Annotated in this window: 20 protein-coding genes; 12 read left to right on the top strand and 8 right to left on the bottom strand. The window is 55.7% G+C overall.

Annotation, left to right across the window (positions count from 1 at the left end):
* Window positions 1-197: 197 nt before the first annotated feature.
* The 3 genes from P8T57_RS15830 to P8T57_RS15820 are packed head-to-tail and all read left to right on the top strand — an operon-like array spanning window position 198 to window position 4,014.
* Window positions 198-1,031 carry a hypothetical protein gene (locus P8T57_RS15830; protein ID WP_341363635.1) on the top strand — a complete coding sequence of 278 codons (834 nt, stop codon included), beginning with the start codon at window positions 198-200 and terminating at the stop codon, window positions 1,029-1,031.
* Complete coding sequence (locus P8T57_RS15825; RefSeq protein ID WP_341363634.1) at window positions 997-3,342, top strand: protein-arginine deiminase family protein; 2,346 nt, start codon at window positions 997-999, stop codon at window positions 3,340-3,342. Before P8T57_RS15830 ends, P8T57_RS15825 begins: the two co-directional genes overlap by 35 nt.
* Window positions 3,343-3,372: 30 nt before the next feature.
* Window positions 3,373-4,014 (top strand): hypothetical protein, encoded by a 642-nt coding sequence (locus P8T57_RS15820; protein ID WP_341363633.1) that lies wholly within the window; start codon window positions 3,373-3,375, stop codon window positions 4,012-4,014.
* A 12-nt stretch (window positions 4,015-4,026) separates the two neighbouring features.
* Here the strand turns inward: P8T57_RS15820 and P8T57_RS15815 are convergent, their stop codons facing one another.
* Window positions 4,027-4,692 carry a TetR/AcrR family transcriptional regulator gene (locus P8T57_RS15815; RefSeq protein WP_051682163.1) on the bottom strand — a complete coding sequence of 222 codons (666 nt, stop codon included), beginning with the start codon at window positions 4,690-4,692 and terminating at the stop codon, window positions 4,027-4,029.
* Between the two features lie 240 nt (window positions 4,693-4,932).
* Between P8T57_RS15815 and P8T57_RS15810 the strand changes: the two genes are divergently transcribed.
* Both P8T57_RS15810 and P8T57_RS15805 read left to right on the top strand, forming a co-directional pair.
* Window positions 4,933-5,892, top strand: coding sequence for a homocysteine S-methyltransferase family protein (locus P8T57_RS15810; protein ID WP_341363632.1), 960 nt, complete (start codon window positions 4,933-4,935; stop codon window positions 5,890-5,892).
* A gap of 36 nt (window positions 5,893-5,928) precedes the next feature.
* Entirely contained in the window at window positions 5,929-6,567 is a 639-nt protein-coding gene (locus P8T57_RS15805) for a GNAT family N-acetyltransferase (RefSeq protein WP_341363631.1), read from the top strand.
* Between the two features lie 36 nt (window positions 6,568-6,603).
* Here P8T57_RS15805 and P8T57_RS15800 read toward each other — a convergent pair whose 3' ends face one another.
* Together P8T57_RS15800 and P8T57_RS15795 are read right to left on the bottom strand one after the other, a co-directional pair.
* Window positions 6,604-7,059 (bottom strand): DNA polymerase III subunit chi, encoded by a 456-nt coding sequence (locus P8T57_RS15800; RefSeq protein ID WP_063093781.1) that lies wholly within the window; start codon window positions 7,057-7,059, stop codon window positions 6,604-6,606.
* 83 nt (window positions 7,060-7,142) lie between these two features.
* The gene (locus P8T57_RS15795) at window positions 7,143-8,612 is read right to left on the bottom strand and encodes a leucyl aminopeptidase (protein ID WP_341363630.1); all 1,470 of its coding nucleotides are present in this window, start codon (window positions 8,610-8,612) and stop codon (window positions 7,143-7,145) included.
* 276 nt (window positions 8,613-8,888) lie between these two features.
* On the opposite strand from P8T57_RS15795, the gene P8T57_RS15790 reads away from it, so the two are divergent.
* Window positions 8,889-10,124: an NnrS family protein gene (locus tag P8T57_RS15790; RefSeq protein WP_341363629.1), complete on the top strand. Its 1,236-nt coding sequence runs from the start codon at window positions 8,889-8,891 to the stop codon at window positions 10,122-10,124.
* Window positions 10,125-10,356: 232 nt separating this feature from the next.
* Window positions 10,357-11,628, top strand: coding sequence for a hypothetical protein (locus tag P8T57_RS15785; RefSeq protein ID WP_341363628.1), 1,272 nt, complete (start codon window positions 10,357-10,359; stop codon window positions 11,626-11,628).
* Between the two features lie 60 nt (window positions 11,629-11,688).
* On the opposite strand, the gene P8T57_RS15780 is transcribed toward P8T57_RS15785, so the two are convergent.
* Complete coding sequence (locus P8T57_RS15780; protein WP_341363627.1) at window positions 11,689-12,153, bottom strand: GNAT family N-acetyltransferase; 465 nt, start codon at window positions 12,151-12,153, stop codon at window positions 11,689-11,691.
* Window positions 12,154-12,225: 72 nt separating this feature from the next.
* Window positions 12,226-13,344, bottom strand: coding sequence for an AmmeMemoRadiSam system radical SAM enzyme (gene amrS, locus P8T57_RS15775; RefSeq protein ID WP_341363626.1), 1,119 nt, complete (start codon window positions 13,342-13,344; stop codon window positions 12,226-12,228).
* 102 nt (window positions 13,345-13,446) lie between these two features.
* Between amrS and amrB the strand changes: the two genes are divergently transcribed.
* Both amrB and P8T57_RS15765 read left to right on the top strand, forming a co-directional pair.
* Window positions 13,447-14,934, top strand: a complete 1,488-nt coding sequence (gene amrB / locus P8T57_RS15770) for an AmmeMemoRadiSam system protein B (RefSeq protein ID WP_341363625.1) — start codon at window positions 13,447-13,449, stop codon at window positions 14,932-14,934.
* Complete coding sequence (locus P8T57_RS15765) at window positions 14,931-15,311, top strand: DUF2750 domain-containing protein (protein WP_007091448.1); 381 nt, start codon at window positions 14,931-14,933, stop codon at window positions 15,309-15,311. Before amrB ends, P8T57_RS15765 begins: the two co-directional genes overlap by 4 nt.
* Here the strand turns inward: P8T57_RS15765 and P8T57_RS15760 are convergent.
* Window positions 15,301-15,783, bottom strand: a complete 483-nt coding sequence (locus tag P8T57_RS15760; RefSeq protein ID WP_114095340.1) for a GNAT family N-acetyltransferase — start codon at window positions 15,781-15,783, stop codon at window positions 15,301-15,303. The two genes, P8T57_RS15765 and P8T57_RS15760, sit on opposite strands and share 11 nt — an antisense overlap.
* A gap of 82 nt (window positions 15,784-15,865) precedes the next feature.
* Window positions 15,866-16,267 carry a rhodanese-like domain-containing protein gene (locus P8T57_RS15755; protein ID WP_341363624.1) on the bottom strand — a complete coding sequence of 134 codons (402 nt, stop codon included), beginning with the start codon at window positions 16,265-16,267 and terminating at the stop codon, window positions 15,866-15,868.
* Window positions 16,268-16,401: 134 nt separating this feature from the next.
* Here P8T57_RS15755 and ftrA point away from each other — a divergent pair, with 134 nt between their 5' ends.
* Window positions 16,402-17,397, top strand: coding sequence for a transcriptional regulator FtrA (ftrA, locus tag P8T57_RS15750; RefSeq protein ID WP_341363623.1), 996 nt, complete (start codon window positions 16,402-16,404; stop codon window positions 17,395-17,397).
* 158 nt (window positions 17,398-17,555) lie between these two features.
* Window positions 17,556-18,377: a 3'(2'),5'-bisphosphate nucleotidase CysQ gene (cysQ, locus tag P8T57_RS15745; RefSeq protein ID WP_341363622.1), complete on the top strand. Its 822-nt coding sequence runs from the start codon at window positions 17,556-17,558 to the stop codon at window positions 18,375-18,377.
* 206 nt (window positions 18,378-18,583) lie between these two features.
* On the opposite strand, the gene P8T57_RS15740 is transcribed toward cysQ, so the two are convergent.
* Window positions 18,584-19,090 (bottom strand): DMT family transporter, encoded by a 507-nt coding sequence (locus P8T57_RS15740; RefSeq protein ID WP_341363621.1) that lies wholly within the window; start codon window positions 19,088-19,090, stop codon window positions 18,584-18,586.
* Between P8T57_RS15740 and P8T57_RS15735 the strand changes: the two genes are divergently transcribed.
* Complete coding sequence (locus tag P8T57_RS15735; RefSeq protein ID WP_341363620.1) at window positions 19,050-20,093, top strand: LysR substrate-binding domain-containing protein; 1,044 nt, start codon at window positions 19,050-19,052, stop codon at window positions 20,091-20,093. The two genes, P8T57_RS15740 and P8T57_RS15735, sit on opposite strands and share 41 nt — an antisense overlap.
* Window positions 20,094-20,272 lie beyond the last annotated feature (179 nt).

Here is a 20,272-nt window from a genome sequence, read left to right as displayed (position 1 = left end):
TGAGGAGCAAATCGGCGCGTTCGATATGACATGTATAGCGAACCGGACGTCATTCATCAATCCCCATCAACATGCAATTTACGCATGGCTTGCATGAGACGGGCACGATCAACATGAAATATTTGTATTAATCCCGCCCATCACAAACCCCGCCTGCCGGCGTCATTGGACGTCTTCACCAAAGCGGGACCGGACAAATGGCCTATGCCGACAGGATCAGCGACCTTGCCCGAACACTGGCGCAATACCCGACCAGTGTGACCATCACCGGCACCAGGATCGACATTCGCACCGCCAAGCAGCTTGAAAGCCTGAATGCGCAGATCAGCAACGATCAGAAGCTTGCACGTGATGGCGATGCCCTGATTGCGGCAGGTAGCGGCAAGGACGCCAAGGCATTGTCGCAACGCATTGCCGATGCCGGCCCACAGGTCGGCAATCTTCTGGCGGCATTTGGCGCACAGGATGCCGAACGGCTCAAGACGCTGAGCATCATGAGCAAACAGAAATTCGATGCGAGTGCTGCAAGCCGCCTTCAGGCCGAGAAACGCTTTGCCGACGAGGTGGCGAAACTGATGGCGGCAGAGGCCAGCAGCGTTGCCGCCCTGCCAGCTTCGCCCTGTGGTCCCAAACCGCAACCCACGCCGACGCCAACACCATCCCCCACCCCGTCACCGGTGCCGTCGCTTGACGATGTCATCGCATCGCTTCCCGGTTATTTGCAGATCACCATTCCCGATGCGGTTGCCCGATATGACGCCGACAGCCTGGCGATTGCCAGCAAGGCCGCCGGGGATGCCGCGATCAGGCTTGGCGTCAAAACGCCGGACGGGATTACCGATTACGCCACCATACAATTCGCAGGTGGCCCGGACATCACCAGCCAGCCATGGGCCAGTGCAATCCTGAAGGATGTCGGCCTTGGCACCATCGATGACCGGATTGCCATTCTGAACAACGCGCTTCAGGCACGGCTTCTGATGGCCGATGCGATGAATGACAGCCGATCACCCGCCCCTACCAGCCGCTGAGGACGTCATGGCAAATTACACCGTCCAGCTTAATGCCCCCGCCGGAGTTTATCCGTTCAACTCGGTACGCATCTCGCTCACCAGCGATGCCCATCCGCAAAAGACACAGGATCTGGTTGTGACACCAAATGTCACGGTTTCGCATGTTTTTGATATTGCGGATGGTACGTGGCGGCTGAAGGTTAGCGGAGCCGGGTTCGTCCCGGTGGACGAGCCGGGTATTGTCGTGAATGGTGATGCCACCAATGCCAAAAATCTTGATGTTGTCTGGTATACGCTTCATACGGATCGCAATCGTGACGGCAATCTGGACGATGCCGGTATCCTTAATCAGGTGACACCACCCGCCATCACATATGGCGTAGGGGGTGTTGGTGCGATCATTCCGGTTAACTGCAACCGCGATGGCAATAACACCGCTGTCGGCTATGCCGACAATCAGGATCAGCGGGTAAACGGTAACAATGACCTGGTGACCGGCACCTCCCGCCTTGAAATCCGGCGAAATGCACTTGGCCCGAATGCAGGTGCCCCTGTTGTACCCGGCGGTTGGGGTTTGGAACTGCGCGTTATCGGGGCTGGGGGTGAAAACCCGGCCCGGCAACATTTGCGGATATTCAATGGTATTCTGAATAACAGCACCGAAATCATTGGTCCCGAAACGACGGACATCGCAGTAATTACAACCGGCAATGTCGCCGCTTCCAAACTCTTTGCCCTTGAAGCCGTCCGGTTTGCCGGCACCGGGTTTACCTCTGGTCAAGTCCGCATCGTTTTGCATGTGATCCAGCCCGAGGTCACAGGAGCAGGCAATCCAAGCTATCTTTATGCAGACCGGGTTGTCGCAGCACGGTGGGTCGGCAATCACCATTTGCAAACAGTTGCCCGCATGTATGTCGCCAACGCAAACAATGCACAGTTTCGCGTTGATCTTGGCGCGGCAGCCGGTGCAGACAATCCGGTTATCCCGGTCACGGTTGGCGATCCCGCCGCAGCAACCCCAACAGGTGTTCCTTATCTGAACGGCAATGCATGGGCAAACTATCGCGGGGGCACCGTTCCCGCCGGGGATGACCGCTGGATGCGCGACACCATTGTATCGGGTCACTGTTCATGGCCCGGTAACGGAATAGGTGTTGAAAACAAGGATGTTTTCATGAAGGCCCACCGCTGGCGGCCCCTGCAAAACTGGGTGTATGAGACATTGCTGAATGCAAATGTCGGCATTTCCTATCCGGCAGCGGGAAGCGCAGATGCCATTGCCTCGGCCAATTCGGGTGGAAATATCGCAGTAACCCCACCGGTTCAGAAAACGGCGAATGGCATCGTCACACCATATCGATACGGCCGGATTTATTACGGCCATAACCGGTATCACAGGGTCGATGCCAGCAGCCGCGACTTCATGGCCGCCCAGAACATGCAAACACCGATCATTCTGGATACGGACTGGCTACTGGTTGGTCATGTCGATGAAATGATGACCTTTGTACCTGACAACAATCCGGCCAGTGCCTTCAAAAAATGGAAGCTTCTGGTGGCAAGCCCGGCAGAGGCATACCGCCTGATGACGGCCGCCCAAGGTGCACATGGTGCCGCAAATGTGCTTAATCGTGCGGCATGGGATGGTGTTCATAATCGTTTTGATTATACCAGCCTGCAAATCAACGGGACCAATGTTGGCGCGACCATCAATGCCTTTCTGGGCAACGGCCCGGCACCCTTGACCAATCCACGCGATCACAGCAATTACACATACAAGCAACTGCGCGACTGGAACATTGGCGGGGTTGAAACAGTTATCGCCAGAAATGTCACACTCCTGAAAAATGCATTCGATCTGGTCGATACCGATATCATCAAAGTTCCGGTCATCTTCTTCCCGGAAGGCTATAATCCCGGTGATTTCACCTTTGCCGACAAGGTTTCTGGCTGGACAATCGGGCGGGATAACGGCTTTAACGTCTATCCGGGCAAACAGGGCGGCTTCCAGTGCGGTGCCTTGACCGGTGACATGCCCAATATGTTTGTTGGTAATGACCGCCTGATGATTCCCAAGCCTTTCGGCCCGTGGATCGAGGACAATACAAATCCCAATCACGGATATGATCTTTTTGAACGTGATTTGACCCAGAAAATCGCTGCCATTGTCAATGGCCCCACCTGCGACTTCATTGATGACTGGGATGACTATCACGTTGCACTTGGCGAAATTCACTGTGGCACCAACGAATTGCGCACGCCCTATGACGGTCAGGCGGCGTTTGGCAATGTGCGCTATGCCAACTGGTGGACAGCGGTTGATGCGTGATATCGTGACATATGAAACGGGAGCTTTCCGATGACGGCACAAAGCGACTATCAACAGGCCCTGAAAGATATCGCCGCCCTTGCAACGCAGGAAGCAACCCGAGTGACAGGCCGCCCGGCCCCACAGGCGATTGACCAGATTTTCCGGCAATATGGCGGCACCATCGCCACGCCGATGATCGATGACCTTAAAGCCGGTTCGTGGAAAAAGTGGGAAAGCTGGCAGTTGGGCGGAGCGATTGCCTATCTGTCGAGCTACGGCACATCGGCCGCCGTCGCCCCGTTGCGCGACATCGAACAGAATTACCCGGTGACGGATATTCAGATTCAGGCAAAGGCATTGGCCGATCTTCTGGCGACGCTTGACGTTGCCGTGTCCGAGGCCAAACAAATCCCGCAGGTTCAGGACGCGATCAAAAGTGGTGATGCCGATCAGATGGCACGCGCAATGTTGCTGGGTCTGGCACAAATTGACCCGGACTGGCCGGTGCGCGCATCGGAAATCCAGACAAAGCTGTTTGCCCTGTCGGCGGACAGTTTCCCGGCAATCAATGAAATGGCCGCCGGAAAACTAAGCCAGAATGACGTCACCAAGGCGCTGGTGGAAATCCTGTTTGAGGATGTCATGAGCACTGGTGGTACTGGTGGTAGCGGCAAAACCGGCACGCCTTGAGCCCGTATCAAATCAGACCGGTTGCCGGGTAAACAGCAATTTGACGAAACTGCGTAGCAACATGATCTGATTGGCAAGCATATGCGGGCGACCAAGCGCCTTTGACATCACGATGCCACCTTCCACCACGGTTGAAACCATGTCGGCAAGTTCATCAAGGTCGACCGGCTCGTTGGGCGGATAAACATCAACGATCCGATCCAGAATGGCGCGGAACCGTGTGCGCCAGCCCAGCACCGCCTGCCGGTTCAAAAGCCGGACTTCATTGTCAAACAGCCGTTCCTGATAACAGTAAACCGCGATCAGGCATCCCGGGTGACCCTGCGGCAGATCTTCGACCAGTTCGGCAAGGATTTTAAGCCCGATCAGGAATTGTTGCAGCGGATCATCAACCAGTTCCTGCCCGCGCAAAAACACCTGATCGAGAATCTTTTCATCCTGTTCGATATGACGCAGCAAAAGGGCGCGCGCCAGTTCGTTCTTATCCTTGAAGTGATAGAAAAATCCGCTTTTGGTGATGCCAGCCTCGCAGATGAGCTCCTCGATAGAGGTTGCGCCAAACCCCTTGTTCAGCACAGAGTTTTCGGCAATTTCGAGGATACGGTCGCGGGTGCGCTCACCCTTGCCCTTGGCCTGCTCTGATGCCGCATCGGCGGCCTGATCAATCGTCTGGTTCATCACTTTACCCTACCGGCGGTACAGTTTTCCGTCGCACAGCATAACCCCGAATGCGCCAGAAAGCCGACCAGCTCCGATATTCCATTGTTTTAAAAAGGTTTTCAGTAATTTCAAAAACTGCACCGCATGCTTACTAGAAGCAAAACCCAACCGGGGCGAGACTTCGGCCCCTGCTCTTTCGCTGGTTTGAATAGCGTCCGGGTAGAATTTTTGAAACCCCAAAATGTGAAATTTGAAGTCATGACCGCACGCCATTCCCATCTGCCCCCTTTCGCGCCAACCAAATTCATTACCGACGGCGGGCTTGAAACCACCCTGATTTTCCATGACGGGATTGATATCCCCTATTTCGCATCTTTTGATCTTTTGCAGACACAGGACGGCTACAATCGCGTTGCCAACTATTACGCGCGCTACCTTGAAATCGCGCGCAACGCCAAGGTCGGTTTTGTACTGGAAAGCCCGACATGGCGCGCCAATGGCGACTGGGGCCTGCGCATGGGTTACAGTGCGGTCGAACTTGCCGACATGAACCACAAGTCGGTCCGGATGATGGCCGATCTGCGCGACCGGTATCAGACCGCCGAAACCCCGTGCCTGATCAGTGGCTGCATCGGACCACGCGGCGATGGGTATAGCCCGACCGACCGCATGACCACCCAGCAGGCACACGACTATCACGCGGTTCAGGTGCGCACCTTTGCCGGTACGCCGATCGATATGGTATCGGCGATCACGATGAATTACCCTGAAGAAGCGATTGGCATCGCCTTGGCCTGCAAGGATGCCGATTTGCCCTGCGTGATTTCCATTACCGTTGAAACCGATGGCCAGTTGCCAAGCGGTGACGGCATTGGCGACGTGATTGAAATGGTTGATGCGCAAACCGGTGCCTATCCGGTTTATTACATGATCAATTGCGCCCACCCTGACCATTTCCGCGACAAGCTTGACGGCAACAACGCCTGGAAGAACCGCATTTGTGGTGTTCGGGCCAATGCATCGCGCCAAAGCCATGCGGAACTTGATGCCTGCGAACATCTTGACGACGGCAACCCGGACGAACTGGGGCGGCTTTATTGCGATCTGGCCGAATTGCTGCCGAACCTTGCGGTGATTGGCGGCTGTTGCGGGACCGATCATCGCCATGTCCATGCCATGGCCAAACATGCCCTGCCACGTCTTGTGGCGGCGGGATGATCGCAAAGACAAAGAAAAGGGACACGAGCAATGAATATGAGCTTTAAACCAGCCGCGCGGCCATTGGCACAATCAAACACCGACCGCCCGACACCGCCAATGGATTTACTGCGCGCAAGCGTTAATGATGCCGATGTCATGGCCAAGCTGATCAATATCGCGGGCGAAGGCCTGCCGGTTTATCTGTGGCAGGACATGATCGAAGGCGACGAGACCGTCTGGGATGTCGGGCGCCGACGCGCCCGGCGCGACGAAGGCGGATTTTCCTATCGCAATACCACGCTTGCCTTTGGCGAACATCAGGTGATGGGTGCTCTGATTGATTATGCCCAGCCCGATACGTTTGATCCGATTGATCCGACGGAAATACCGGCGATGTTTGTGCCGTTGCTTGAGCTTGAAAGCCTGGCACCGGGAAGCTGGTACATCAATGTGCTGGCGGTGTTTCCGCCGTTTCGCAATCGCGGGGTCGGATCAGAACTGATCCGGGCGGCCGAACGCAATGCGATCAATGCCGGAAAACAGGCGATCAGCATCATCGCATCAGACGGCAATCCCGGTGCCATCCGTCTTTATGAACGGCATGGCTATACCCAGTGCGCCAAACGCGCGATGATCAAGGAAGGTTGGGAAAATCCCGGTAAAAACTGGATATTGCTGATCAAGCAGTTCTGATCAGAAGCAGGAGACCAAACAAAAAGCCGGAAGCCCTCAGCTTTCGGCCTTCTTTTCCCACGCCCCTTGCGGGGTCTGCTGCCAGTAAGACAGCTTGTGCCCGGCATCTTTCCAGTCTTTCCAGCGGGTGCGCGCCTCGGCCACCGCCTCATGATCGCGGTCGTCAAACAGCATGATGACCCGTTCATAATCGGCGATCTTCTCGCTAATCGCGCGGTCGGTCAGAAACAGGAACTGTGCGCCGTTGGGATTTTCATCCTCGGATGTCAGCCAGACCGGCTGCATTTCCGGATCACCATCAGATTTCGATCCATGGGGCATCCAGCTTGCGGCGTCATAAGTCCAAAGCAGGGTATTGAGCGCCTCGATCCGTTCCTCCGTCCCGGTCATGACGACAGCACGTTTTTCCCGCTCCAATGTCTTGGACAGCAGGGTCGGCAATGCACGTTCCAGCGGGGACGCGGTCAGATGATAGAACCAGATGTCAGCCATGGTGGATTTCTATCGCGAACATGAAAACGGGGCAAGGTGATCGTCACCCTGCCCCGCAAGTTTCTGGTCAAACCGCCGTGAAATCAGGACTCACAGTTATCGGCCACAAAGCGATCCAGCAGACGCACGCCAAAGCCAGTGCCGCCCTTTGGCGTGACTTCGCTATCCTTCGTCGCCCAGGCCATGGCAGCGATATCAAGATGCGCCCACGGGCGATCCTTGGTGATGAAGCGTTGCAGGAACTGGGCCGCCGTGATGGAACCGGCCGGACGGCCGCCAACGTTTTTCATATCGGCGATGTCGGATTTAAGCTGGCTGTCATAGGCCTTCGACAGCGGCAGACGCCAGACGGTTTCATTGACTGCAAGACCGGCATTGGTGATCTGGGTGGACAATTCATCATTGTTGGAAAACAGCCCGGCATTTTCATGGCCAAGGGCAATGATGATCGCGCCGGTAAGCGTCGCCAGATCGACGATCAGTTTCGGATCATATTTTTCCTGCACATAGGTCAGGGCATCACACAGGACAAGGCGGCCTTCGGCGTCGGTATTGATGACTTCGATGGTCTGGCCCGACATCGAGGTCACAACATCGCCCGGACGCTGTGCCGTGCTGGATGGCATGTTTTCAACAAGACCGATGACGCCGATCACGTTGGCCTTGGCCTTGCGCCCGGCCAGTGCCTTCATCAGGCCGGAAACCACACCAGCCCCGCCCATATCGAATTTCATGTCTTCCATGCCAGCGGCCGGTTTGATCGAAATACCGCCGGTATCAAACGTCACACCCTTGCCGACGAAGGCAACCGGTGCGTCTTTTTTCTTGCCGCCGTTCCAGCGCATGACAACCATATAAGGCTTATGCGCCGAACCCTGCGCCACGCCCAGAAGCGCACCCATGCCAAGCTTTTTCATTTCCTTTTCGTCAAGCACATCAATCTCGATACCGAGCTTTTCAAGCGCGCTGACTTCTTTCATGAAGCTTTCGGGATACAGTACATTGGCAGGCTCAGACACCAGATCACGGGTGAAGAACACGCCTTCGACGACCTTTTTGGCATTGTCGAACTGTTTTTTGGCGTCCTTATGATCGCGCGCGGCAATCGCAATGGATTTCAGGACCGGTTTATCTTCCTTGGTTTCGGTGGTGCGGTATTTATCGAAACGATAATCGCGCAGCATCGCACCGGTGGCAAAATCGCAGGCCATGCCTTCCATGTCAAACAGGACGGTCACGTCCTTCTCGCCGGTCGAAAGGGCGCGCACGGTGACATTGCCGCCAAGTTTCTGGGCGGCGATCACGTCAAATTCGGCTTCCTTGCCAATCCCGAACACGATGATGCGCGAAAGATCGGTATTGGCCGGTGCCAGAAGCTGCAGGCTTTGCCCTGCTTTCCCCTTGAAGGTCGATCCCTTGATCGCCTTGGCAAGTGCGCCGCCGGTTGCTTCGTCCAGCGCCACGGCACTTGGCATCAGATCGCCGCCATCGGTGGCAAAGGCGATCACAGCGCCCGAGGTCGGGATGGCGAGATCGGAGAACGTGATCTTCATGAGAAAAAGGCTCCTGTCATGTTTCGGGCATATGTGGTGTCTGCACCGGCAATCCCGCCGATGCTTGAATGCTTTCCCTAATCTAGCGCGTTAAATGGCGAAGAAAAGGCTTATTGCTCAAAAACCTGCGGGATTTTACCGATATGACAGGCCCATGACGACCACCCACGTGTTTCCACGGTGATTTTGGCCGATTGCTCAATGTCAAGGCAGGCGCACAATCGCGGCCTATGATGGAACTGTTCCAACTTAGTCCCCTGCTTGTTTGACGGTGCCATGATGAATGCGAAAACCACGCCGATCTCGATATCCGAACCCGCCCCCGCACCGCACCCATTCTGGAGTGGCGCGTTTCGCCCGATGTTTCTGTTTGCCGGGCTGATTGCGGTGGTGGCCGTGGTCTGGTGGGTGGCGGGGATGGCGCATGGCGTACCGACGCCGTCGCTTGGCACGCCGTCGCTTTGGCACGGGCATGAAATGATTTTCGGCTTTGGCGGGGCGGCGATTGGCGGGTTCCTGCTGACCGCGATTGCCAACTGGACGGGGCGGCCCGGCGTTGCGGGCGGATTGCTGATGGTGCTTGCCGCGTGCTGGCTCATCGCGCGGCTGGCGATTGGCTTTGGCGAGGCATTGCCGCCCGCCCTGACCATCATCGGCGGGCTTGGTTATTTCGTCGCCCTTATCGTGATTGCCGGGCGGGAGCTTGTGCTGGGGCGGAATTATCGCAACCTTAAAATCCTTGGTATTCTGGGGCTGATTACCGCCTTTGACGGGATGTTTATTGCAGGCGCACTTGGCCTGATCGCGCTTGATGCGATGGTGATTTATCAAAGTGCAATTTTGCTGATCGTGCTTCTGATCGCGCTGATTGGCGGGCGGATCATCCCGGCCTTTACGCGCAACTGGCTGCAACGCGAACGGCCGGATACCAAGATGCCGGTGATGTTTACGCGTTTTGACGGCGTGTGCCTTGCCGCCCTTGCCATCACCATCGTGATCGGGATGGTGGATACGGATGGCACCATCTCTGGCGCGGCATTGCTGATCACCGCCACCTTGCACGGGCTTCGCATGGTACGCTGGCGCGGGCACCTGACGCTGCGCGATCCGTTGGTGGCGATGTTGCATTTCGCCTATTTCTGGGTGCCTGCCGGATTGGCGGCGTTTGGCATCGCCCATATCTGGCCGGACGTGATCGCGGCGCGTGATGCCCTGCACGGGCTTACCGGCGGGGCGATGGCCTGCATGATCATTGCGATTGGCGGGCGGGCAGCCCTTGGCCATACCGGGCGGGAATTGCGCGCAAGCTGGGCCTTGAATGCGGCATTCGGGTTGGTGTGGATGTCGACCGTGCTGCGGCTTCTGGTCGGGCAGTTCCCGGATGCTTACCTTCCGGTTCTGGCGGCGGCGACCCTGTGCTGGCTGGTCGGGTGGCTGGCGTTTCTGATTGGCTATGCGCCGATCCTGATCGGGCCGAGCCAGAAGAAAACGCGCGGCATTCCGGTCAGATAATCTGTCCGTGCATGAAAACTGCAACCTTTGCATCACATAATGATCACGCTTCCCAACCCTTGAGAATAGTAGATACGTCAACCTGTAGGTTATATTTTTGAGGAAATTTCTCGCCTAGCGTTACTCCATACTGACAGCATGCCGATCTGTTGAACGCCACGAGAATTCTCGCCCACGTATGACAATACACGTTGAGTTTTCAATCTATTGCGTCCGGATGAGGGAGGTGACGATGACTTACAGCGTAGGGCAAACCTATTTTGGCTTGTGCATGGCTGCAAACGCGGTAGCCGATATTCAGGTTCAGGCAAAAGAGCCAGGCGACCAGAACGATCTGACAAAATACATGAAGATTGCGCTTTGCGGTGGCGATTTGAAAGCAGCCTCTGCGACCGGGCCGTTCAAGGACTGGAAAGGTCCGGAATGGGTTGGATATTTCCCCCAACAGAACAGTACTCTTGCTGGTGGTGACTGGGAGGTCGTATGGGGCCCGAGCGTCTATATCGAACATCCTTACAAAGAACTTCCCAAACCGCATGGCGGTTATGCCACCAATTCGATGTTTGTCGCCCACAGCGATGAACTTGCGACCTATGTGGTCGCAATCGCGGGCACAAATCCCAAAAACATTTCCGACTGGACCGAGGAGGATTTCGATGTTTCAGCCGAAAAAACATCGCTTTGGCCCCCGAAATTTCCGTTTACCGTCGAAAAGCACGATCCGATAGATCAAACCAAACCGCAGGTTTCAGGCGGAACCGCATTGGGCATCAGCAATTTGCTTATGGAGATGAAAGACCCGAAAACCCGGCAAAGTGTGTCTGACTTCCTTAAAGAGAAGAAAAAACCAACCGAAAAACTAGTCTTTACCGGCCATAGTCTGGGCGGGGCATTGTCACCGGCTTTGGCGTTCTATCTTTATCCCGACATAGACAGTGGCTGGGCCGGTGTCGAAATTTATCCCTATGCAGGCGCGACACCGGGCAATGCGGCATGGATCAAGGAATTTGCGCAGACCTATCCTCACGTCCACGATCACATGAATATCCACGATGTCGTCCCGCATGGCTGGAACATGATGGACGCGATCATATCGTGCACAGGACTTCAGAAATATGACAGCATCTTCGGGGTCATCCATGGCCCCGTAGGCGACGAAATAGATGGGCTGGTTGAAAAGGTCAAAAAATGGCCCGAAGGTGTCGACTATGCCAATATCACCCATGATCTTCTTGGAAAGACTGATTTCTCGGACGCATGGGGTTTCTATAGCTGGACGGACGATGCGACATACGCACCCTATATTCTAAAAACAGATCCGCAATGGCAGAAATGGCCACCCTTTACAACAGATAATCCGATCACGGACACCAACCCTGAAAACGATGCAACCCTGGATAAGTCGGGCGCACAAATTGGCAATCTGATCTATGCGACACATATCTATCAGTATCACTACATCATGCAGGTTCCGCCGGTGCAGTATTTGCCGGGCATCAGTTAAGGTTCCGTATCAGGCCATATCTTATGGCCTGTCAGATCGCCGTTTCATCTGTCAGGCCGCCTAACCAAAATCAAACAGCGACAGGGTCGGGTTGGATTTGATGTACTCAACCTGCCCCTTGTCCGCATCGCCGGTGCAATGCCAGCCGTGGCTTTCGTAAAAGCCATGCGCGCGGATTTTGGGATCGGCATCGGTGGTCAGCGAAATGTCGCTGCAGCCTTGGGCAAACAACCATTCCTCGGCCACGCGCAAAAGCGCTCTGCCCACCCCGCGGCCTTCGAAATCGGGATCAACGAACAGCGCCCATAATGTTGCCTCACGCGGGATGGCAATGGCAAAGCCCGCCGCCGCGCCATCCAGATCGGCCACCCACATGCCATAGCCATCAGCAAGCCATTTGCCAAAGGCGGCCTTGGTAATCCCGCGTTCGGCAAGCTGATCGACGGATAGATGATTTTCGCGCACCCGGCTTCGGATGGCGAAAATGGCACTGACGTCGGAAATGCTGGCTTTGCGGATTTTCATGGGTGATTTTGGGTCCAGACTAAACTGGCGGCAATTTAGCCTGCTTTGCCCGAAATGGAAGCAAAAACGCCATCAGGATGCTGGTGCCGAACCCGCACTTGGCGCGACCAGACGCACCGGTTGGCGCTTTGGCCCCCATGTGCCGGGGCACGGTTGGAACACACCCGCACAATGGGTGCCGCAATGGGTGCAGGCCCCGTGCGCATCAAGGTTCCAGTCCGATAACTGATACCAGTCCCGCCCGATCAGGATGCGACCGCAATGATGGCAAAAGGTGCTTGACCCGGCCTTGTCATGAACATTGCCGACATAAGCATACCGAATGCCGTTTTTCATCGCGATATCGCGCGCCCGGATCAGGGTCGCGGGCGGGGTGCGCGGATGATCCATCATTTTCCAGTCGGGATGAAAGGCGGTGAAATGCATCGGCACATCGGGGCCAAGTTCGCCCGCCACCCATGACGTCATTTCATCGAATTCGGCGTCGCTGTCATTCTCGCCGGGGATCACCAGATTGGTCAGCTCAAACCACACCCCGGTTTCATGTTTAAGGTATTTCAGGGTTTCAAGAACATCGGCCAGATGGGCGGAACAGAGCTTGTGATAAAAATCCTCGGTAAAGCCCTTGAGGTCCACATTGGCCGCGTCCATATGGCGAAAGAATTCCTCGCGGGCTTTATAGCCAATATATCCCGCCGTGACGGCGACGGTGCGAATGCCAGCCTCCCGGCAGGCCTGCGCCACATCCACCGCATATTCCAGAAAGATCACCGGGTCGTTATAGGTAAAGGCAACTGCCGAGCAGCCATAGGCCTTTGCGGTTCTGGCGATCATTTCAGGCGTCGCGAGCGATCCCAGCCTGTCCATTTCACGCGCCTTGGAAATCTCGTAATTCTGGCAGAACTTGCAGGTCAGATTGCAGCCCGCCGTACCAAATGACAGGATCGGGGTGCCGGGCAGGAAATGGTTGAGCGGCTTTTTCTCGATCGGGTCGATGCAAAAACCCGATGACCGGCCCCATGTGGTCAAAACCACCTGATCGCCCTCGCGCGCCCGGACAAAGCAAAGCCCCCGCTGCCCGTCCTTCAGCTTACAAAAGCGCGGGCAGACATCACACTGGATACGGCCATCCTCAAGATGGTGCCAGTAGCGTCCGGGGACGGTTCCTATTTGCGGGGTCGTGACATTCATGGCGCTTTGGACCCTGACCGGGTTCACGATTGTTAGCTTGTCCTTTCAAAGTGTAGTCCTGATCGCTATCTTTTTCAAAGGAAGCCCATCATTGGAAGCGTAATGACGATTATCCGCCCGCCCGCCATTGCCGGAACGTTTTATCCCGCTGCACCCGATATGTTGCGCAGCGAGATTGACGGATTGATCCATGCGGCGGTCGAGAGCCAGACAGAGAATGATACACCAATCCCCAAGGCGATCATTGTGCCCCATGCCGGGCTGATGTTTTCAGGGGCGATTGCCGGTCTGGGTTTTGCCACCGTTCGGGCGTTAAAGGGTACGGTCAAACGGATCGTGATCATTGGCCCGGCGCATCGCATGGCGTTTCAGGGGATTGCGATTGCCAAGGCGGACGGGTTTGCCACACCGCTTGGCGATGTGCTCTGTGATCTGGCAGGGTTGCAGGCGGCCCTTGCATGGCCACAGGTGCAGGTTCTTGACGAGGCGCATCGGCTTGAGCACGGGCTTGAGATCGAATTGCCGTTTATCCAGCGATTGTTTGGCGAAGATGCCGATATCGGCATTGTGCCCCTGCTGGTCAGCCGATGCAGCGCACGGCAGGTGCATGAGGTGATCGAAGCCCTTTGGGGCGGTTCGGAGACCCTGATCGTGATTTCATCGGATCTGTCGCATTTTCATGATTACGACACCGCCAAGCGCATCGACGATAATACGCGCGTGATGATCGAGCGGTTTGACGCCGAAAGCATCACAAGCGGGGATGCGTGTGGTGCCTTGCCAGTGGCGGGCATGTTGATGTCGGCACGCAAACGCGGTATGCGGATCAGGACACTTGGCATGTGTAATTCCGGCGATGTGACGGGCGATAAATCGCGCGTTGTCGGCTATGGCGCGTGGGCGGTTTATGCGGGATCAGCGGATATGCGCGAGGATGAAAAGACGAGCAAATCATCAGGCGGCTTTGTCGGCATGACCGAAAAGCTTCTGGCCGACCACGGGGCGGAGATGATTGACCTTGCACGGCAATCGATCTGGCACGGGATCACGCATGGCGGGCCGCTTCGCATTGATCCGGCATCGGTTTCCCCGGCCCTTCTGGCACCGGGCGCGTGTTTTGTGACATTAAAGAAATCCGGCCAGCTTCGTGGCTGCATAGGATCGGTGATGGCGCATCGGGATCTGGCCACGGATCTGTGTGAAAATGCGTTTAAGGCCGGATTTGGCGACCCGCGCTTTCCGGGCCTTCGCCAAGATGAATTGAATGACGATCTGGAATTATCCATCTCGGCCCTCTCCCCGCCGCGTGATTTTCCGTTTGAAAACGAGGCCGATCTGATCGCCAAACTGACACCCGATGAGGATGGCATTATCCTGTCGGATGGCAATCATCGTGGCTTGTTCCTGCCTCAAGTCTGGGAGCAATTGCCTGATCCGGCGGATTTCGTGGCACAATTGAAACGCAAGGCCGGGCTTTCGACGGATCACTGGTCGGATCGCATGCGCGCACAACGGTTTGTCACGCGCGGCATATCGGGCAAGGACATCTCGCCCAAGGATTTCTGGCAGCAACCGACCCCGATGTCATGAGCATTGCAGGATCGGACAACATCAATGCCCGTGAAGGACGCTATCGTTACTTCATTGAAAGCGTGATCGCGTGGGAAGGGGTTTGGGGGCTTTATGACAAAGGCTGGCTGTTGTGCCCCGGCAATGATGGCACCCGATATTGCCCGTTTTTCGCAAGCCATGACCATGCGGATGCGTGGAACGAGATTGCGCAAACCGGCTACGTCCCGACCGCGATCACCCTGGTTGAACTGACCGAAAATCTGTTGCCCGATCTTGCCCGAAACAGGATTGAACCCGGTATTTCACCGACCGGCGATGATGGCCCGATCCTGCCGGGGCATTTGGCATTGCATGATGATTTGATGGCGGCGTTAAAGAAATCGATCACCGGCTAGGGATGTGGGACAGCGTTTTCGCAAAGCGCAGCTTTGGCAGGGCCCGTGCCCCATTGCGTTCATAAAACCGGGCAGCATCGATATTCCAGTCGGGCGTTTGCCATTCCATCCAGCCAAGGTTCTGCTGACGTGCCAGATTTTCAAACGCGGCCAGCATTCGCGCGCCAAGCCCGGCCCCACGGCTTTGCGGCGCAAGGTAAAGACAATCCAGATGCAGGAAGCAGGCGGCCTTCCATGTTGAAAATTCGATACTGGCCGCACCATAGCCGACCAGCTGCCCACCCCTGCCCGCCACCATCACGCTCAGGCGGGCATCCGCGCCAAACAGATATCGGGGCAGGTTTTCGGCCAGATGGGCGCGATTGACCTTCTGGCGTTCAAAATCCGCGTGATCGGCAATCAGGTCAATCAGACGGGGCAGATCATCAGGGACTGCGGTGCGGATTTCATATGGCACTGGTGATGACGTCATTGGTGCGATCCGGTGGCAAAGAATAGGATGGGCCGACAGGCAGCGATCCTGTCGGCCAGTATTAGCGATGGTTACCGTCAGATCAGGCAACCGGTTCCGTCAGGTTGAACCCTTCGTCGATCCAACCGGTCACACCGCCAATCATCAGTTTGACCGGCAGGCCAAGGGCGGCCAGCCGACAGGCGGCCTTGTTGGCACCATTGCAATGCGGACCGGCGCAATAAACCACAAAGGTTTTACCGGCGGGATATTCGGCCATGCGGCGTTCGGTCATCTTGCCGTGCGGGATATTGATCGCGCCTTCGATATGGCCACCGTGATACAGCGCGGGGGACCGGACATCGACAAGAATGAAATCATCGGCCCCGGATTGCATGCTTGCATGAGTATCCCAGCAATCGGTTTCAAATTGCAGCATCGCATCAAAATGGGCGCGTGCAATATGCGACGGTGCGGGGTTGATTTCATTGATCAGGCTTTTCATTCGAGTGGCTCCGTTTTCAATCATCATGGGTAATGGGATGATCGTAACGATTGCCATTTTTTTCGATAGTGGCCAAAATGCCATTATTCGGTAATTTTTCGCCAAACCGCATTTTAACGGAATCAAATCCGGTCATGCCCGATCATCGTGCCGCAGATATCAAACCAACCGACGCCCTGCATCATGTTGTGGTGCTGGCCTATGACGGGCTTTGCACATTTGAATTTGGCATCGCCCTAGAGGCATTTGCCCTGCCCCGACCGGAGTTTGATTTTCCGTGGTATCGCTGTTCGATTGCGGGAATTGACCCGGAAATCCGGGCGATGGGCGGATTTCGGGTGGCGACCGATGCCGGGATCGAATTGATTGATCAGGCCAACACCGTGATCATCCCCGGCTGGCGCGGGGCGGATGTGATGCCCGATGTGGCACTTTGTGATGCGTTAAGGCGTGCTCATGCCCGCGGATGCCGGTTGGTAAGCATCTGTTCGGGCGTGTTTGTTCTGGCGGCAAGCGGGTTGCTGGCAAACGGGCGGGCGACGACGCATTGGCGATATACCGACCGGCTGCACGCGATGTATCCCGATATCGAGATTGTCGATGATGTTTTATATGTCGAAAACAGCCAGATCATCACATCGGCGGGCAGCAGTGCGGGGATTGATGCCTGTTTGCATGTGATCCGGTCCGATCATGGCGCGCAGGTTGCCAATGTGGTCGCACGGCGGTTGGTGATGCCGCCCCATCGTGATGGGGGACAGGCGCAATATGTCGAAGCACCTGTGCAGGAACGACCGGGCAAATCGATTGCAGCCGTTCTGGACTGGGCACGCGGCAAACTGGCCGAACCGATTGAAATCGGCGAAATGGCCAACTTTTCGGGACTAAGCGAAAGAACGTTTTTACGGCGTTTCCGCGAAGGCACCGGCATGGCGCCGCTTAAATGGCTGCGGCGTGAACGGGTATTGCGGGCGATGAAATTGCTTGAAGAAACCAGTTTGCCGCTGGGTGACATTGCCGAGCAATGCGGGTTCCAGTCGATGGAAACATTTCGCATCGCGTTTCGCGATATCGCCCACGTGCCCCCGGCCCGCTATCGCAACCGGTTTCGGATCGGTCAACCGGCGTGACCGGGCATATGGCCTGATGAGAGGCGATGGCGATGGCGATGATGAACGTGAACAGGAAAGTGAACGTGATCTCGCCATAGTGGGACGGTCTTACTGGACGTGATGGGCAAAATTCCCTATGCCCTTTGCACGCAAAAGATTAACCAGACGAGATTGCCATGACGATTGCCCTTCCGGCCGATGCCAGTGCCCTTGAAAACGGGTTGATTGAAATTGCGCGCCGCGCCGGTGCCGCCATGATGAAAATCTATGACACCGATTTCGAAGTCCGGTCCAAGGATGACACATCCCCGGTGACCGAGGCCGACGACGCCGCCGAGGCGGTGATCCTGCCCGGTCTTCGCGCCCTGACCCCCGATGTCAAAATCGTGTCCGAGGAAAGTGCAGCAGCGGGTGACATTCCCGATGTGAACGGGGATACCGATTTCTTCTGGCTGGTGGATCCGCTGGACGGGACCAAGGAATTCATCAAACGCAACGGCGAATTCACCGTCAATATCGCCCTGATTGCCAAGGGCGTCCCGGTTCTGGGCGTGGTTTATGCCCCGGCAATTGAAAAGCTTTATTACGGCGGGCCGGATGGGGCGAAGCTGATTGAAGGCAATGGCGATATTGATGACACAACCCGCGCCATCACGGTGCGCGACATGCCCGAAGACGGGGTAGTCGTCGTCGGTTCGCGTTCGCATGGCGATCCCGAGGCGATGAAGGCGTTTCTGGGCGACCTCGCGGTCAAGGAACTGCGCCCGGCGGGAAGTTCGCTTAAACTCTGCCTTCTGGCCGAAGGGGTGGCCGACCTATACCCCCGCCTTGGCCCGACCATGGAATGGGATATCGGGGCCGGTCATGCGGTTCTGGCGGCCGCCGGTGGTGTGGTCGAGAATATGGACGGGAGCCGGTTTGCCTATGGCAAGGCCGATTTCCGCAATCCGTTCTTCATCGCACGCAGCCCGTCCGTGCCGGTGACGCATCAAGACTGACTTGCCGTGTTTTACGCCGCAACTTCATTGTCACAAGGCCACATAAAGACGGATACACCGCGACGTGAAGTCAATGAGTTTCTTTGTGCAGCCATGGTCATCTCAGCCCTTCACCCAAAAATTGTGAGTATAAAACAGATCGGGCAGCATCCAAACTTGCTGCCCGATCTGTTTTATATGCTTGCATACCTATGACAGGACGTGCTCTAGCGCAAAAGCGTTGATTTTTCGGGGCTTGAAGTAATGCGGGACGGTTGATTGCCAAGCTGGGTGATAACCAACCCGGCAAGGATCATGACAACCCCAGAAATGCGCAGCAGATTTAACGGCTTTGGCATCAAACCGACCAATCCGAAATGATCGATCAACAGGGACGCAATCATTTGGCCGGCAATCACCGCAATAATGAAACTGGTCGCGCCAAGCTTGGGCGCCAGCAAAAGCGCTGCGGTGATATAAACAACCCCTGCGGCACCTCCTACCCATATCCACCAAGGCCCTTTGGTGGTTTCGGAAAATGTCGGGAGGGATACCTTAAAAGCCATCATCACAGGAATGATAATGGCGATACTGATCACAAGCGACACCAGTGTTGCCCATAAGGGGTGCCCCAACATACGGCCAAGGGTGGCATTGCTCCCGGCCTGAAACGGGACAAAAGCCCCAGCCAGAATGGCGAAAAAGATCAACAGGAATGACGACATATTTTGCATAACGATGTTTCCCAAACTTGGAATGCGTATGCGTGATGGTATCTATCATTCAAATGATGAATGGAAATTCGTATTCAAAACAACCAATATACGTTTCATGAATAATCTTTCGTCAATTGACCTCAACCTTCTGGTGGTGCTGGATGCGCTTTTGGCGGAACAGCATGTTTCTCGTGCCGCATTGCGCATTCATAAAAGCCAGCCGGCTGTCAGCCACGCCTTAAGGCGTTTGCGCGATCTGCTGGATGATCCATTGCTGGTACGCCGGGGCGGCAAGCTGGAAACAACGCCGTTTGCACGCAGCCTTGCCCCGGAATTGGCCGCTATTCTAGGGAAGCTCCAGGCTTTGCTGGCGCCACAGGGGTTTGATCCGGCCGCAGCACGCCGCACCTTCCGGCTTGCCATGTCAGATTACGCAACAGCGCTTTTACTGCCGCGTCTGATTAAAGTGATGCGCAACGAAGCGCCTGATTGTGATCTGATTATCAGTCAGGGCGGGCGTGAAACCATGCAATCACAACTCATTGAAGGGGAAATTGATTTGGCGTTGGGGGTATTTCCCGAACGCTGGCCTGATATTTGTGATCAGGTGCTATTCTGGGAAGATTTTATCTGTGTGGCGGATAAAAGCCGCTTTCCGGATCCTTTACAGTGCGACCTTCGCCGATATCAGGAGAGCCCGCATATTCTGGTAGCCGTTCACGCCGACAGTACCAATGAAATCGATACCGCCCTGAGCCGTCAAAACGCATTTCGCCGCACTGTAGCGATTGTGCCGCACTGGCGTGTTGCGGTTGACCTTGTACAGGGTACCGATTTGATTTTGACCGTGGCACGGCGCATTCTCTCGGTACAGAATGACCTTAGCGGGTTGGTATCATTTCACCCGCCTATAGATATCCCCCAATTTGCCTTTCGCCAGATTTGGCATCGCAGACGCAATGACGATCCAGCACATATGTGGCTACGCCAAAACGTTGCGGACCTGATGCAAGATCAATGATCCTTGGGACAGTTTTTTTTATGGTCTTGGAGATGGCAAAAACCGAAAGAAAATCGGTGATATCCGGCTATCACCTTGCTTTCACTCAAGAACCGAAACACCGCAGTTTTATTGACTTTGAGCGTATTTTTTGCTATACAATCTTTATCGCCACACAACGTGTAGGTGACGTAAATAGC

The organism is Thalassospira sp. SN3W, assembly GCF_038070535.1.
Classification (GTDB): Bacteria; Pseudomonadota; Alphaproteobacteria; order Rhodospirillales; family Thalassospiraceae; genus Thalassospira; species Thalassospira xiamenensis.
This window is presented reverse-complemented; position numbering and strand designations above follow the sequence as displayed.

Excerpts from the sequence above, each read along its gene's own strand:
- P8T57_RS15830 (WP_341363635.1), top strand. The coding sequence starts at position 198 with ATGGCCTATGCCGACAGGATCAGCGACCTTGCCCGAACACTGGCGCAA.
- P8T57_RS15825 (WP_341363634.1), top strand. The coding sequence starts at position 997 with ATGACAGCCGATCACCCGCCCCTACCAGCCGCTGAGGACGTCATGGCA.
- P8T57_RS15820 (WP_341363633.1), top strand. The coding sequence starts at position 3,373 with ATGACGGCACAAAGCGACTATCAACAGGCCCTGAAAGATATCGCCGCC.
- P8T57_RS15815 (WP_051682163.1), bottom strand. The coding sequence starts at position 4,692 with ATGAACCAGACGATTGATCAGGCCGCCGATGCGGCATCAGAGCAGGCC.
- P8T57_RS15810 (WP_341363632.1), top strand. The coding sequence starts at position 4,933 with ATGACCGCACGCCATTCCCATCTGCCCCCTTTCGCGCCAACCAAATTC.
- P8T57_RS15805 (WP_341363631.1), top strand. The coding sequence starts at position 5,929 with ATGAGCTTTAAACCAGCCGCGCGGCCATTGGCACAATCAAACACCGAC.
- P8T57_RS15800 (WP_063093781.1), bottom strand. The coding sequence starts at position 7,059 with ATGGCTGACATCTGGTTCTATCATCTGACCGCGTCCCCGCTGGAACGT.
- P8T57_RS15795 (WP_341363630.1), bottom strand. The coding sequence starts at position 8,612 with ATGAAGATCACGTTCTCCGATCTCGCCATCCCGACCTCGGGCGCTGTG.
- P8T57_RS15790 (WP_341363629.1), top strand. The coding sequence starts at position 8,889 with ATGATGAATGCGAAAACCACGCCGATCTCGATATCCGAACCCGCCCCC.
- P8T57_RS15785 (WP_341363628.1), top strand. The coding sequence starts at position 10,357 with ATGACTTACAGCGTAGGGCAAACCTATTTTGGCTTGTGCATGGCTGCA.
- P8T57_RS15780 (WP_341363627.1), bottom strand. The coding sequence starts at position 12,153 with ATGAAAATCCGCAAAGCCAGCATTTCCGACGTCAGTGCCATTTTCGCC.
- amrS (WP_341363626.1), bottom strand. The coding sequence starts at position 13,344 with ATGAATGTCACGACCCCGCAAATAGGAACCGTCCCCGGACGCTACTGG.
- amrB (WP_341363625.1), top strand. The coding sequence starts at position 13,447 with ATGACGATTATCCGCCCGCCCGCCATTGCCGGAACGTTTTATCCCGCT.
- P8T57_RS15765 (WP_007091448.1), top strand. The coding sequence starts at position 14,931 with ATGAGCATTGCAGGATCGGACAACATCAATGCCCGTGAAGGACGCTAT.
- P8T57_RS15760 (WP_114095340.1), bottom strand. The coding sequence starts at position 15,783 with ATGACGTCATCACCAGTGCCATATGAAATCCGCACCGCAGTCCCTGAT.
- P8T57_RS15755 (WP_341363624.1), bottom strand. The coding sequence starts at position 16,267 with ATGAAAAGCCTGATCAATGAAATCAACCCCGCACCGTCGCATATTGCA.
- ftrA (WP_341363623.1), top strand. The coding sequence starts at position 16,402 with ATGCCCGATCATCGTGCCGCAGATATCAAACCAACCGACGCCCTGCAT.
- cysQ (WP_341363622.1), top strand. The coding sequence starts at position 17,556 with ATGACGATTGCCCTTCCGGCCGATGCCAGTGCCCTTGAAAACGGGTTG.
- P8T57_RS15735 (WP_341363620.1), top strand. The coding sequence starts at position 19,050 with ATGGCGAAAAAGATCAACAGGAATGACGACATATTTTGCATAACGATG.
- P8T57_RS15740 (WP_341363621.1), bottom strand. The coding sequence starts at position 19,090 with ATGCAAAATATGTCGTCATTCCTGTTGATCTTTTTCGCCATTCTGGCT.